General features: G+C 66.0%; 11 protein-coding genes. 5 read left to right on the top strand and 6 right to left on the bottom strand.

Going from position 1 to position 14,010, the window contains the following annotated elements; translation table 11 throughout:
- Positions 1 to 255 precede the first annotated feature (255 nt).
- Genes ACNQOP_RS17435 through ACNQOP_RS17425 form a run of 3 tightly spaced genes read left to right on the top strand, consistent with a single transcriptional unit; the run spans position 256 to position 4,621 of the window.
- Positions 256 to 1,470 (top strand): acetylxylan esterase, encoded by a 1,215-nt coding sequence (locus tag ACNQOP_RS17435; RefSeq protein WP_416405266.1) that lies wholly within the window; start codon positions 256 to 258, stop codon positions 1,468 to 1,470.
- The gene (locus ACNQOP_RS17430) at positions 1,467 to 3,515 is read left to right on the top strand and encodes a DUF6807 family protein (protein WP_416405265.1); all 2,049 of its coding nucleotides are present in this window, start codon (positions 1,467 to 1,469) and stop codon (positions 3,513 to 3,515) included. Before ACNQOP_RS17435 ends, ACNQOP_RS17430 begins: the two co-directional genes overlap by 4 nt.
- A complete protein-coding gene (locus ACNQOP_RS17425; protein WP_235517381.1) occupies positions 3,512 to 4,621 on the top strand; it encodes a M24 family metallopeptidase in 1,110 nt (369 codons plus the stop codon). Before ACNQOP_RS17430 ends, ACNQOP_RS17425 begins: the two co-directional genes overlap by 4 nt.
- A gap of 83 nt (positions 4,622 to 4,704) precedes the next feature.
- Here the strand turns inward: ACNQOP_RS17425 and ACNQOP_RS17420 are convergent, their stop codons facing one another.
- Genes ACNQOP_RS17420 through ACNQOP_RS17400 form a run of 5 tightly spaced genes read right to left on the bottom strand, consistent with a single transcriptional unit; the run spans position 4,705 to position 10,619 of the window.
- Positions 4,705 to 6,159: an aldehyde dehydrogenase (NADP(+)) gene (locus ACNQOP_RS17420; RefSeq protein ID WP_416405264.1), complete on the bottom strand. Its 1,455-nt coding sequence runs from the start codon at positions 6,157 to 6,159 to the stop codon at positions 4,705 to 4,707.
- Positions 6,140 to 7,276: a mandelate racemase/muconate lactonizing enzyme family protein gene (locus ACNQOP_RS17415; RefSeq protein ID WP_416405263.1), complete on the bottom strand. Its 1,137-nt coding sequence runs from the start codon at positions 7,274 to 7,276 to the stop codon at positions 6,140 to 6,142. The genes ACNQOP_RS17420 and ACNQOP_RS17415 overlap by 20 nt, the downstream gene beginning before the upstream one ends.
- Positions 7,276 to 8,181 carry a 5-dehydro-4-deoxyglucarate dehydratase gene (locus ACNQOP_RS17410; RefSeq protein ID WP_416405262.1) on the bottom strand — a complete coding sequence of 302 codons (906 nt, stop codon included), beginning with the start codon at positions 8,179 to 8,181 and terminating at the stop codon, positions 7,276 to 7,278. Before ACNQOP_RS17410 ends, ACNQOP_RS17415 begins: the two co-directional genes overlap by 1 nt.
- Positions 8,178 to 9,176, bottom strand: a complete 999-nt coding sequence (locus ACNQOP_RS17405) for an NAD-dependent epimerase/dehydratase family protein (RefSeq protein WP_416405261.1) — start codon at positions 9,174 to 9,176, stop codon at positions 8,178 to 8,180. The genes ACNQOP_RS17410 and ACNQOP_RS17405 overlap by 4 nt, the downstream gene beginning before the upstream one ends.
- A gap of 30 nt (positions 9,177 to 9,206) precedes the next feature.
- Positions 9,207 to 10,619, bottom strand: a complete 1,413-nt coding sequence (locus tag ACNQOP_RS17400) for a Gfo/Idh/MocA family protein (protein WP_416405260.1) — start codon at positions 10,617 to 10,619, stop codon at positions 9,207 to 9,209.
- 179 nt (positions 10,620 to 10,798) lie between these two features.
- Here ACNQOP_RS17400 and ACNQOP_RS17395 point away from each other — a divergent pair, with 179 nt between their 5' ends.
- The gene (locus ACNQOP_RS17395) at positions 10,799 to 11,830 is read left to right on the top strand and encodes a LacI family DNA-binding transcriptional regulator (RefSeq protein ID WP_257370909.1); all 1,032 of its coding nucleotides are present in this window, start codon (positions 10,799 to 10,801) and stop codon (positions 11,828 to 11,830) included.
- A gap of 67 nt (positions 11,831 to 11,897) precedes the next feature.
- On the opposite strand, the gene ACNQOP_RS17390 is transcribed toward ACNQOP_RS17395, so the two are convergent.
- Positions 11,898 to 12,596: a FadR/GntR family transcriptional regulator gene (locus ACNQOP_RS17390; RefSeq protein WP_416405259.1), complete on the bottom strand. Its 699-nt coding sequence runs from the start codon at positions 12,594 to 12,596 to the stop codon at positions 11,898 to 11,900.
- A 78-nt stretch (positions 12,597 to 12,674) separates the two neighbouring features.
- Here ACNQOP_RS17390 and ACNQOP_RS17385 point away from each other — a divergent pair, with 78 nt between their 5' ends.
- On the top strand, positions 12,675 to 14,006 hold the full coding sequence (locus ACNQOP_RS17385; protein ID WP_306673122.1) for an alpha-hydroxy acid oxidase: 1,332 nt from the start codon (positions 12,675 to 12,677) through the stop codon (positions 14,004 to 14,006).
- Positions 14,007 to 14,010: the final 4 nt, after the last annotated feature.

The raw sequence follows: 14,010 nt of genomic DNA, 5'->3' as shown, positions 1-14,010 counted from the left end.
TTGCCTTCCGGGATGCCGTCGATCTTCCGGCACTCCCCTGAGTTACCGGGATTGACTCCCGATGTTCAGCGGCTCCGTACCAAAGTAAACGTTTTCTTGACCCATGTACAGCCTTTTGCTAATTTTTGAGAAAGCGTTTTCTTACGAAGCCGCCAGCATCGATTTCCCACGCTGAAGAAGCCCGGCGTGCGCCTCCGCACACCCTCCCGCATCGATAAGGCAGGACACCATTGTCAACCAACCCCAGCGCCTGCCATGACCCCCGCTGACATGGCCGGAACTGCTTTTCGTCCGAGTGCGCTGGCCGGGTATGAGGACTGGCCAGGCTACGCGCCACACTTTCACCGGGCCGGGTCGGCCACCGCCCAGGAACTCAGCGACGTGCTTGGCATACCGGCTGTCGTCCCGGACCTTGGATACACGATCCACTCCGAAACAGCGCACGACGACGTCATCACCACCCGCCTCTCCTGGCAGTTGGGCTTCGGGCCGAGGACGTCCGCGTGGCTCGTGCGCCCAGCCCAGAGCACCGGCCCGCTGCCGGGACTCCTCGCGATGCACTGCCACGCCGGCATCAAGTCGTATGGCGCCGAACGGCTCGTGAAGCTTCCTGCCGGGGTCGAAGACCACGACGCCGATAGCCCTTTCCCGGGTGGCTTCGGCCCCGTGCCGCCAGGGTTGCAGGCGAAGCTCTACGGCGGCCGGGCTCTTGCCACCTGGTTGGCCCTACAGGGCTTCGCGGTCCTTGCCCATGACGCCTTCATGTGGGGCAGTCGTCGTTTCGGGCTCGACCCCCTGCCCTTCCGCTCTGCCACAGCGGTAAGCGGCCAGCAGTCGCTCTGGCGGGAGGCCGGCGTCAAACCTTCCGCGTCGGCGCTCTACGACGCCGCGGCCGTCGCCCACGAGGAAACCGTGGCCAAAGCTGCGACGCTGCTGGGCAGCAGCCTCGCCGGGACGGTGGCCCATGACGATCTCGCGGCGCTGGACATCCTCTCCTCGCTCCCGGGAGTGGACCAACACAGGATCGGGTGCCTCGGCTTTTCCGGCGGCGGCGGGCGGGCGATGCTGCTCGCGGCCCTCGATTCCAGAATTCGCAGCTACGTGGTGACGTGCATGATGACCACGTTCGCCTCGCTGTTGCCGTCGTACCTGGATGCGCACTCCTGGTTGCTGCACTCCCCCGGCCTCGCCCAGCTGGGCGACTGGCCGCACCTTGCCGCCCGGTCCAGTGCACGCGCGCTGGTCCAATACGCCCTCGATGACCAGCTCTTCCCGGAACAAGGAATGGGCGACGCCCACGCCCACCTCTCCAGCGCACTACCGGAGCTGTACACCGGTACTTTCTGGCAGGAACCACACGTCTTCAGCAGAGCCATGCAAGACGAGGCAGCAGCTTTCCTCACCAAGGCCCTGCGGTTATCGGCCACCAAAACAACCCACGAACCTGACCCCGCTAGGACAGCATCATGACGCAACAATTGGCCACCACAACAGCGGAGGGCCCAACACGACTCCCCCGCGTCGCACTGGTGGGTGTGCACGGCTTCGGCGAACGGCACCTGGAGAACCTGGATCGGCTGAGTGCTGCAGGTGCCTTGGAGCTGGTGGCAGTCGCCGATCCGAACCCACCGGCCAAGGACACACTCGAACCGGGAGTGGATATCCACGCCTCGCTCGACGAACTCCTGGCCGCCGGAGCGGCCCCCGACGTCGTCATTATCTCCACGCCCATCCAGACCCACGCGCCGTTGGCCATTGCTGCACTCAACGCCGGAGCCAACGTGTACCTCGAAAAACCGCCGGTGGCCTCCATGGTGCAGTACCGGGAAGTCATGGCGGCGGCCGCGAGCGCCGGCCGCCTGGTCCAGGTAGGGTTCCAGAGCCTGGGTTCGGACGCCCTCCCCGCGATCGAAGCACTGGTGGGGTCCGGTGCCATCGGAGAGGTGCGAGGCATCAGCGCCACGGGCTTGTGGCTCCGGACCAAGGCTTATTTCAAACGGTCCCGGTGGGCCGGCAAGCGCAGCCTGAACGGTACGGACGTGGTGGACGGAGTGGCCACCAACGCCTTGGCGCACGCAGTGGCCACCGGGTTGTGGCTGGCCGGGGCAAGGACCGTGGCGGATATCGAATCCGTGGACACCGATCTTTACCGTGCCAACGCCACCCAGAGTGACGACACCTCCGTGGTGCGGGTACGCACCACCCACGGCACGGTATTGACGTGTGCACTGACGTTGTGCGCGCCGGAGCAGTCCGCACCGTCGGTCACCGTGTACGGCACCGACGGCCAGCTGACCCTCTTCTACACGGAGGATCGGTTGGAGATCACCACGCCTGGGGGTGTCCGGACTGAGACGTTTGGGCGGAAGGATCTCCTGGAGAACCTGCTTGCCGCACGCACCCACGAGGACCTGCTCAGCCCTCTCGGTGGGGTTGGCGCCTACGTGTCAGTGCTCGAAGCCATCCGGACAGCGGATTCGCCCCGAGCGATCCACCCCGACTTCATCACGTGGGACGGCGACGGCGACGATGCTCACCCCGTGGTGCACGGCATCGAGTCCCTGATCCGTCGCGCTGCCTTGGGGCATGCCACCTTCGCCGAGCTCGGAGCGCCGTGGACTGCAGCAGGTGGTCCGGCGTTGGAGATCAACGGCGCTCCCGTCGCTACCATCCAGGACGGGACCCGCATCCGGCCGACCTCGTCCCCCCGCCCCTATCTGCACCCGGTGCGGACCCTTGCCGGCACTGTAGTCACCGACCACATCCCGGAAGACCACGTGTGGCACCTTGGCGCAGGTGTTGCCCTCCAGGACGTGGATGGCGTCAACTTCTGGGGCGGCCGGACCTACACCCGCGACGCCGGCGCGTACGTCTGGCGCAAGGACCATGGCCGCATCGTCACCGAATCCGCGGAGCACAGTAACGGGCAGCGGCGCGAACAGCTGGGCTGGATAGGGCCCGACGGCACCCGGCTGCTCCGCGAACAGCGCGAGTGGCGCTGGGCCGCCGTCGGGAATTCAACGTGGAAGCTGACGCTCGATTTCACGCTTGAGTCAGCCACCGGTCATCCGGTCCTCCTGGGCAGCCCCGGTTCCAACGGGCGGCCGCAGGGCGGTTACGGCGGCTTCTTTTGGCGCTTGCCCAAGGTCAGCGACGCGACCATCTGGACTCCGGACGCCCGCGGCGAGGACGCCGTGCACGGCAGCGTGGCGCCGTGGTTGGCGTGGTCGGGAACGTTCGACGCCGGAACCTCCGGCGCCGCGCACGTCACCGGAGACCCCGGTTTGGGCCACCCGGCAACACTCGTCTTCCTTGCCTCACCACAGGCGCCGGACCCATGGTTCGTGCGGCATTCGGGCTATCCCGGAGTCGGATTGTCGTTGGCCTGGGATGCCCCGGTGCCCACCGAACCCGGGAACCCTGTCCACAGGACCGTCACGGTGCTCATCACGGACGGCTTCCTGGCAACACAAGACATTGAACAGCTCATCACTACCTTGGGGGAATCGGCATGACCACGCCAATACAGTCCACAACGCCCACCACAGCACTTACCGCTCCCGGCAACGTAGCCGACCGCGCCGTGAAACGCCGCCGCGTGCTGGACATCCTGGACGCCGCGGGCCGGGACTCGCTCCTGCTCACCACCAACACCGCGCTCACCTGGTACCTGGACGGCAGCCGGATGCACATCAGCCTCGCCGGCGATCCCATTGCTGCCCTCCTGGTGGACCGCTCCGGCGACCACCTGGTGACATTCAACAATGAGGCCGGGCGGATCGCCGGTGAGGAATTGCCGGAAGGGGTTAGCCTGTCCACCGTTCCGTGGTACGGCCAACTGCATGCTGCGGCCGCGGGACTGGCCATCGACGGGAACCCGTTGGTGGAAGCGGCCGTGACCACCGAACTGCGGGCGGCCCGCCAGCAGCTCTTGCCAGCCGAGTCCGCCCGCTACGCTGCACTATCGGCGGATGCTGCGGCTGCCATGACCGAAGTCCTCACCGCAGCAACCCCCCAAACCACCGAATTCCAGCTGGTCTCGGCGCTTGCCGCCAGGATCGTCGCGGCTGGGGCTGAGCCCTTGGTCCTGCTCTGCAACGGTGCCGATCGGAGCGATTTCCGCCACCCCCTGGCCACCCACTCGCCCATCGGCAGGCGCGCCATGGCGGTGGTGTGCGCACGCCGGAACGGTTTGGTTGCCAACGTCACCCGTTGGGTAGCGTTCGACGCCGGCTCAGCGCAGGAGCTCGACGCCGAGGCCCGCATCGCGGCCGTTGAGGCCGACATCTTCCGGGCCACAGTCCCCGGGGCACAGCTCAACGAGGTCTTCGCCGAGATCAAGACTGCCTACGCGCGGCACGGCTTTGGCGACGATCAGTGGACGCTCCACCACCAGGGTGGGCCCGCCGGTTATGCGGGCCGCGATCCCCGGGTCACCGCAGACGTAACGGACACCATCGTGCTCAACCAACCTTTCACGTGGAACCCTACGGGGCCCGGTGTGAAGATCGAGGACACTGTGTTGCTCACGGATTCCGGCCTGCGTGTCCTGACCGTTGACGACCGTTGGCCGACCGCGGAAGTTGACGGCCGTCGTCGTCCGCTGACGTTGCGTCCCTAAGCCCTGTTGCGTCCGTAAGCCCTGCAGGGCCCATACGAAAGGGGCGGGTCACCATCACAGTGACCCGCCCCTTCTGCGTGTGCCTAGCCAACCAGGGTGAGCACACCGTCCACGCGACGCGGGATACCAAGCGGGTTGGCGTCGTGCAGGGCTGGGTGCAGCACGCTCTCAGGCGCATCCTGGTAGGCCACCGGGCGCTGGAAACGGCGCACAGCGGTGGCACCCACTGAGGTGAACAACGACGTCGTGGCCGGGTACGGGCCACCGTGCTGTTGGGCCCAGTTCACGGCGACACCGGTAGGCCAGCCATCGAACAGGACCCGGCCGGCCAGGGTGCTGAGCTGCTCTACCAAGCCGGAGACATCCTCGCCGGGCTGGGCGTGCACCGTGCCGGTGAGGCTCCCCGGCACCTTCGCGAGGGCTGCCGACAGCTCCTCTTGGTTCGCATATTCGATGAGCAGGGTGGTGGGGCCGAAGCACTCTTCCAGCAGTTCATCCGGGCGTTCCAGTACGTTGGCGGCACTGGTGGAGAACACCACGGGCGCGGCACCGTCGGCCAGGCTGTCCTGCTGGACCGTGCCACTGACGACGGCGACACCCGGTTGGTCTGCGACGCTGCGCAGCCCGTCCGGGTAAGCCTCGGCGATGCGCTCGGTAAGCATGGCAGCCGTGGGCTTGTCCTTGCTCGCCTCGGCCAGTTGTGACGCGAAATCGGTGCCTGCAGGGATAAAGACCAGTCCGGGCTTGGTGCAGAACTGGCCCGCGCCCATGGTGAAGGAACCGGCCAAGCCCGCTGCGAGCTGCTGGCCACGCTCGGCCAGGGCATCCGCGGTGATGACCACCGGGTTCAGGCTGCCCAGCTCACCGTAGAACGGGATGGGTTCCGGGCGGGACGTGGCGAGGTCGAACAGTGCCCGGCCACCGGGAATGGAGCCGGTGAATCCCACCGCTTTGATGGCCGGATCCTGGACGAGGGCTGTTCCGGCCTCGCGGCCACTGACCAGTGCGAAGATGCCGTCCGGGGCCCCGGCCTTGGCCAGGGCTTCCGTGACGATCTCCGCGGTCCGCTCGCTCAGGCGCAAGTGACCTGAGTGGGCCTTGACGATCACCGGGCAGCCGACGGCCAGTGCGGACGCGGTGTCGCCTCCCGCCACGGAGAAGGCGAACGGAAAGTTCGACGCCGAGAACACCGCCACCGGTCCGATCGGACGCAGGATGCGGCGAAGGTCGGGCTTGGGCGGGGTGGCCGTCGGGTCGGCGTGATCGATGACGGCCTCAAGGTAGGAGCCCTCGGTGATCACTGTGGCGAACAACCTGAGCTGTCCGCTGGTCCTCGCTACCTCGCCGGTGAGCCGGACGGTGCCCAGGCTTGTCTCTGAATCGGCGATGGCCACCAGCTCGGTGACGTTGGCGTCCAAAGCGTCGGCGACGGCGGTCAGCCAGGCCGCGCGTTCGGCGTCACTTGCCGTTGAGGTCACCTTGAACGCTGCGGTTGCGGCGTCCGTGATGGCGGTCAGGTCAAGAGTTGCTGTACTCAATGCGGTTTCCTTTGCTTTCAGGGGCTGGCACTTTTAGGTGCTGCGAATGCTGCCCGGCGAAGTCGAAGCCGAGCCCGATGCGGCCGGCACTGCTGAGCCTGCTGTTGTGGAGACGTACCGGGGAGGGCCCGGCGAGGATCCCGAGTTGACCGAACGAGGCGTCCTCCACGTCCTCCACGCTCACGGCTTCGGCCAGGGTGAGGGCAAGCTGTCCGGAAAGCTCCGGGAGCAGGTGCGGCGCCACCCTGATGCTGTTGGCCCTGGCCAGTTCGACAATCCTGCGGAACGGTGTAATGCCACCCACCCGGACAATGTTGGGCTGGATGATGTCTACCGCTTCGGCTTCGATGAAATCGCGGAAGCGGTAGATGGTGTGGACGTTCTCGCCCAGGGCGATGGGCACCGGTGACTGCTTGCGCAGGCGGCGGTAGGCCCAGAGGTCGTCGGCGCGGATCGGTTCTTCCAGCCATTCCAGTCCGTACTCCCCCAAAACATCCAAGGCACGGAAGGTATGGGCCAGGTCCCAACGCTGGTTGGCGTCGACCATGAGCAACCGGTCCGGGCCAATGACCTTCCGAACGGCGGCGACGCGCTCGGCGTCTTCCCTCAGTTCGGGTTTGCCCACCTTGATCTTCACCGCGTTGTGCCCGGCGGCAACCCAGCGGTGCGCTTGCTCCACGAGTTGCTCCACGGTGTAGTGCAGGTTCACTCCGGAGCCATAAACCTCCACCGATTCCCGGCGCTGGCCCAGGAGACCGGTGACAGAGGTCCCTGCCTGCCGCGCTTTCAGGTCCCACAGGGCAAGGTCCACACCGGCCATGGCGATGGTGGTCAGGCCTCCCCCGCCGGCTTCGTGCAGCCGCTTCCACAGCTGATCCCAGACAATGTCCGCGTTCGCTTCCAAACCAACAATGAACGGTGCGATGTCGTGGTCCAGGAGGGCCTTGACCGCCTGGGGACCGATGGTAGGTGTCCACGAGAAACCATGGCCCGTGCCGCCGTCGTCCGTAGTCAGTTCGGTGACGATCACGTGGTTCTCTGGCGCCTCTGCACCCCAGCTGCGCAGCAGCGGGACCGTGATCAGCCGGGTGGCCAGGCCCGTGATGCGGGCCGCCATCAGCTGCCGGCCAGCTCGTGGCCCTTGGCCAGGATGGATTTGAGCTCCAGGAGCTGTTCCTCGGAGGGGTCAACCAGCGGCGGGCGGACGCGGCCGACCGGCAATCCGGCGAGGCGAAGTCCGGCCTTGATGAGGGAGACGCCGAAGCCCGGAGTCTGGTCACGGAGACGGACCAGCGGCGCATAGAAGCCCTCGAGCAACGCGTGGCGTCGTTCTTCGTCACCGGAAACGTAGGCGTCGTAATAGGCCTTGGCGATCTCCGGTGCCATGGCGAAAGCGGCCGAGGAGTACAGGGGAATGCCGAGACCCCGGTAGGCGCCCTGGGTCAGTTCGGCCGTCAGCAGGCCGTTGAAGAGTGCGAAGTCCTTGCGTCCGCTCGCGTTGATGGCCGAGACGATTTCCTGGGCCAAGCCGACGTCGCCGATTCCGTCCTTGAAGCCAACCACCTTCGGGTTGGCGGTCAGGCGGGTGATGGCTTCGGCAGTGAATTTGGCGGTGCCGCGGTGGTACACGATCACCGGAAGGCTGCTCGCCGCGGCGATGGCTTCGACGTACGCCACCACGCCATCGGTGGGCCCGGTGACCAGGTACGGCGGGAGCACCAGGAGCGCATCCGCACCGGCTTCCTCGGCCACCTTGGCTGCCGCGATGGCGTGGCCCAGCGGACCACCGGCACCGGAAACTACCGGCACGGCACCTGCAACGGCCTCGACGGCGGCAGTGACCACCGTGCGGATCTCGTCAAGGGAGAGCGCATGGAATTCGCCGGTGCCGCAGGCCGGGAAAACGCCACCGGGGCCGAAGGGAAGGCGGGAGGTGATGTGCTCCTTCAGCAAGGCCACGTCTACGGTGCCGTCTTCAGCGAAGGGAGTGACGGGGAAGAACAGTACGCCGTCGAAGTTCATGGTGTCTCCTTGGTTGCTCCCGCCGGGACCAGGCCGGCGTGGATCTCGTCATTGAGTGCTGCTTGTTCGGATGCTGCGGTGTCCGGGCCCTCGTAGGGCGGAGTGAGTTCGGTCCGCCACGTGCGCTTGGGCTCCCAGCCGAGGAGTTCGCGGGCCTTGTCGATCGAGAACGCCGGGCTGGTCCCGGTAAGGTCTTCGGTCAACGGGCCGCTGCCGGGGAGGAAGCGTGGGAAGAGCTCTGCGAGGGGCGCGGTGGCCAACGCATCCTTCGCGCCAACAAAGAACACCTCGCCGTTCGGGATCGAGTCCATCTTGTCCAGAAGCACGTCCAGGAAGTCGGCCACGTCCCGGGCATCCACGTAGTTGAACTGCGCGGGCGCCGAGAGGGCGGGATTGTCCAGGCGTTCGCGGACCGTGTGCCCCTGCTGCGTCAGGGCACCTTCCCACTCTTCGGGGGAAATCACGTAGCACGGACGGAAGGCCGCATACCTGACCTTCTCGCCCTGGGCGGCCGCAAACATCTGTACGGTTTGTTCGGCGATCAGCTTGGACAGCGCATAGGCGTTCCATGGCTTGGGCGGCGTCTGCTCGTCCAAAGGGAACGACGGCGGCAGCCATCCGGCCGGTGAACCGTAGCCCAGGGCGGTGGGGCTGGACGCCGTCACGATCTTCGGAACGCCTGCGTCGGTGGCTGCGCTGATGACCGCGTACGCGAGCCGGGTGTTGGTGCTGAAGATGACGTCCTCGGGTGCGCTGAAAGGTACGGCAATAGCAGCGAGGTGGATCACGGCGTCGGGCGCTGTTTCGCGGATGAGGCGTTCCGCCTCCCCCGGCGCCAGCAAGTCTGCGGTGTATTGCTCAGCGCCAGCCGGCAGATGCTCCGCCGGGACGGCGTCCCGGTCAACTGAGATCACCGTGTGGCCGGCCCCGGCGAGGCCGGCCACAACGCTGCGGCCAAGCCGGCCGGAGCCGCCGGTGATGAAAATCCTGCTCATTCTGTGTTCCTTGCGTGGGTAGTGAACCGGTCAGCCCTGGCTACGGCTGAGGTCGGCGCCGAGGCCAAGTTCGCTGATGCGGACGGGAAGGTCGGTCTCAAGGGACTGGTTGCCGGCGATGCCCACCGACACGGAGCGGAGTCCGTCGATGTAGCCGGACGGGCGGCCCAGCGGGTCAATGCCGGGGCCGTTGAAGAGGTCGGAGAGCAGGAGGTTGTCGCCGCCGCCGTGGCCCCCTTCGCCGTTGATGATCGGGACTTCGTAGGCCGCTTCCCAGTGCCGCTGGACCACCAGGCGTTCGCCGTTGCGGCGCACAGCGTCCTCTTCCTCGATCGGTGTGGCGCTCGGGTCCACCACGGTCTTCTTGTCGGTACTGGATTCGACGGCGGCGCGTTCCACCACCTCAAGCTCAGCCCGGCCCTCGGTGCCGTTGACGGTGACGCGGTAGCCTTCCCACGGGCTGTGGGCGTTCAGCGAGTAGCTCAGCGTGGGTCCACCCTGGTAGTCCACCACCAGCGCGAGGTTGTCCTCAATGGTGATTCCTTCGGTGAAGACGTCCTGGTCGCGGAGGTAGCCGTCGAACTTCTCGTTGTCGTAATACAAAGCCTTCAGGCGCTCGTCCTCGCGCATGTCCAGGCGGAAGGGATCGTGCTCAAGGCCATCAACGGTGCCGCGCTCCGGACGGGCTCCCAAGCCACGCTCTGCTGCGTTCTCGTCGCCGTAAAAGCGCAGGCCACCGGAGGCAAAAACGCGCTCCGGAACATCGTTGATCCACCAGTTGACCAGGTCAAAGTGGTGCGAAGCCTTGTGGATGAGCAGGCCGCCGGAGTTCTTCTTTTCTCGGTGCCAGCGGCGGAAGTAGTCAGCGCCGTGCACGGTGTCCAGGACCCAGCTGAAGTCGATGGAGGTGACTTTGCCGATGACCCCGTTCTGGATGACTTCTTTCAGCGCACTGTTGCGCGGCGAGTAGCGGTAGTTGAACGTGACTACCACGTTGCGGCCGGTCTTGGCCACGGCCTCCGTAATACGGCGGCAACCCTCGACGTCGATGGTCAGGGGCTTTTCAACCACGACGTCGGCGCCCGCCTCGAGTGCCTCCACAATGTAGTCCGCGTGGGTGTAGTCGGGCGTGGTGACGATGACGCGCTCGATGCCGTTGGCTTGGATGAAGCTGGTGAGCTGTCCGGGCTCGAAGGAAGCCACGGGCTCTGCGCCGCCGAGCTCCTTGATGAGGTCCTGGTAGAACTGCACGCGGCCCTGGTTGACGTCGGATAGGGCAATAAGTTCAGCGACGTCCGCGTGCTGCCCGTAGATGGCCCGGATGTACATCTCGGAGCGGCCTCCGGTGCCGATGAGGGCAATCCGGGTTCGCTGGGGGCTTTCGTCCTGGGCTGTAGTTGCGCCAGGTGCGGTCTGGGTCTCGGCTGAGTCGACGTTGACCATGTGGATGCCCCTTTCAAAGAGCAGGAGTGAACCGCTTGACGGCCCGGCTTCGTATGGGAAGAATCATGAGAAAGCGTTTTCTCAGAGCGTTATAAGCTTTGTATCAAGACTCTGGTGGTCACGTCAACCATTGCTCCAACGACGGAGCAAACGGGAGGCGGCCAATGGGAAGGGGCCACATGGCACGCAGGAACACCAACAGGCGCGTCGGGATCGCCGACGTCGCGGAGAAGGCGGGCGTCTCGCACGCCACCGTGTCACGCGTCATGAACGGTAACGCTGCCGTGGACCCTGGAATCGCCGCGCGCGTCCGGGCCGCCGCGGCCGAACTGAAGTACCAACCAAACCCGGTAGGCCGCAGCCTTGCGCTGGGCAAGACAGACACCATCGGCATTGTGGTTCCGGACCTGGCCAACCCCACATTCCAGGCCATCCTTCGCGGGCTCAGCATCGCAGCCGCGCAGGACGGGTATCGCGTCCTCATCGCCGACTCCTCCGAAGTCACCAGCGAGGAAGCGATCCTTGCCGGCGAGGCTCGGCGGCGCTGCGACGGCGTGGTCCTCTGCGCACCCCGAATGTCGGATGCCGAACTTGAGGAACTCGCTCCCACCCTGCATCCGCTGGTACTCATCAACCGAACCACCGTGGCCACCAATACGCCCAGTTTGAGCGTGGACTACGGCCAAGGGATCCAGGAATTGGCCCAGCATTTGGTCTCCCTGGGCCACCAACGCCTGGCGTTCCTCTCCGGCCCCGAGCACAGCGCCTCAAACCGCCAACGCCTGGCAGGGCTTGACCAGTTCCGCACCGGGCACCCGGACATAGAACTGCAAATGCTCGACGGCGGCTCCAACTTCGATTCCGGCCACGAATCCACCGAAGCCATCATCGCCAGCGGTGCCACGGGAATTTTGGCCTTTAACGACCTCGTTGCCATGGGGCTGCTCAGCGGCCTCCACGAACGCGGAGTGCGCGTGCCCGAAGACATCTCCGTGACCGGCTTCGATGACATCCCGTTCGCGAAATACACCACTCCCCCACTGACCACGGCAGCGGTGCCCATCAACGAGCTCGGAAGCCTGGCTTGGCGGCGCATGCGCGAACAGATCCAACAAGCCGGGGAGGCTGCCACCCAGGCGCAGGATGAGTTCTCGCCCAGGATGGAGATCCGCAAGAGTACCGCGGCTCCCGCCCTCAAGCCCGCCTCTTAAAGCAACGCGGGGTCACTTACGGCCCATCCTGAGGGTCATCATGGGCCCTAAGTGACCCCGCGTTGCTCTAGATCCGGGGGACTCCCGCGCCCACTCCGGCCTCCGTGTAGAAGCCCTGGATGTGGGCCGCCACAAGCTGGGCCGCCTTGCCGCCTTCGTTGTTGTTCACGGCGTTCAGGATGGCGCGATGTTCGGCGCGAAGCCTGGTGGAAGTCGCGTTCCAGTCGGGCAGGTTTTCCGTCAAAGTGCTTGCGTAGTTCTCGATTGCGCCCCTCAGCGAGGCCATCATGGCGCTGACCACCGAGTTGCCCGCAGCCTGGGCTAGCGCCACGTGGAACCGGGCGTCGAGTGCAAGGAACGTGTCGATGTCCGAGGCCTCATCCATTTGGTCCAGCAGCGCGGCAGCTTCCTCCAAAGCGGGAACGCCGACCTGGGCCCGTTCGGCCGCCCAGGATTCCAGCAGCACGCGGGTCTCCACGATGTCGGCCACCGGAAGGTGGCGGGTGGCCACATGCAGCCGGAGGGTTGAGCCCAGGGCGGACCCCGGCTCCGCGATCACCACCGTCCCGGCATCCTTGCCCGAACCCACGCCAGCGCGGACCACCCCCATTGCCTCAAGGATCCTCACGGCCTCCCGCACGGATGTCCGCGAAACCTGGAGCTGCTCGGCCATGGCACGCTCGCCAGGGAGCCGGCCTCCGAGGGTGAGGTCTCCGTCAGACAGCTGCTTCTCGATCCACTGCAGGACCAACTCGTGCGTACGCATATCCGAAATACTAGTTGATGTGGTCCAACCACATGGATTACAGTGTGGTTAGACCACAGACTTTCAAGGGAGAACCTCATGACCGAGACACTGGATCCCAAGCTCACGGCCGCCCCCGCCAACGCCGGCAGCGACGAAAACGTGACCCGACCACCCCAGCCGCGACCCGCCGTCGTGCAGCCCCCTGCCCTCAAGCGCCGCATACCCAAGGTCTCAGACCTGGCGCCGCTGATGCAGTTCAAGAAGCCGGAGTTCAGCAAAACCGCACGCCTCAAGCGCGCCAGCACCATCTGGGAGCTGCGTGACATTGCCAAGCGCCGCACCCCTCAAGCACCGTTCGACTACACCGATGGCGCAGCCGAAGAAGAAATCACCCTGCGCCGGGCCCGCCAAGCCTTCCAGGACATCGAGTTCCGCCCGGGCATCCTGCGCGATGTATCGAGGATCGATCTACGCACCGACATCCTGGGCAAGGAATCGCGGCTCCCGTTCGGCATCGCACCCACCGGCTTTACCCGCATGATGCAGTCCGAAGGCGAATACGCCGGCTCACAGGCAGCCGAAGCCGCAGGCATTCCCTACACCCTGTCCACCATGGGCACAGCGTCCATCGAGGACGTCGCCACTGCCGCGCCGAACGGCCGAAACTGGTTCCAGTTGTACCTGTGGACGGACCGCGACCGCTCGCTGGAACTCATTGAGCGGGCCGCGAAGGCCGGCAACGACACCCTCATGGTCACCGTGGACACCGCAGTAGCCGGAGCCCGCCTGCGCGATGTCCGCAACGGCATGACCATTCCGCCGGCATTGACCCTCAAGACCGTTCTTGACGCGTCCTACCGTCCGGCCTGGTGGTTCAACTTCCTCACGCACGAGCCCCTGACGTTTGCCTCGCTCTCCCGCTACACGGGCACGGTGGCGGACCTGATCAACTCCATGTTTGACCCCACCCTCACCTACGAGGACCTCGACTGGCTGCGCGAAACCTGGAAGGGCAAGCTGGTGGTCAAGGGCATCCAGACGGTCGAAGACGCCCGCCGCGTGGTTGACCATGGCGCCGACGGCATCATCCTGTCCAACCATGGCGGCCGCCAACTGGACCGCGCCCCGATCCCCTTCCACCTGCTGCCCGAGGTGACATCGGCGCTGAAGGCCGACAACAGCCAGGCCGCGGTCATCCTGGACACGGGCATCATGAGTGGCGCAGACATCGTGGCAGCCCTGGCGTTGGGCGCGGACTTCGCCCTGATTGGCCGCGCCTACCTCTACGGCCTCATGGCCGGGGGCCGCGAAGGCGTGGACCGCACCATCCAGATCCTCGAAAAGGACATGACCCGCACCATGGCACTACTGGGCGTCAGCAAGGTGGCCGACCTGAACCCGGACCACGTCCGCCTGCTGCAGCGCTAGCCGC

Source organism: Arthrobacter sp. LFS091 (assembly GCF_047977885.1).
Taxonomy (GTDB): domain Bacteria; phylum Actinomycetota; class Actinomycetes; order Actinomycetales; family Micrococcaceae; genus Arthrobacter.
Note: the sequence above shows the minus strand (reverse complement) of the source record. Positions and strands in the feature narration are given on the sequence as shown.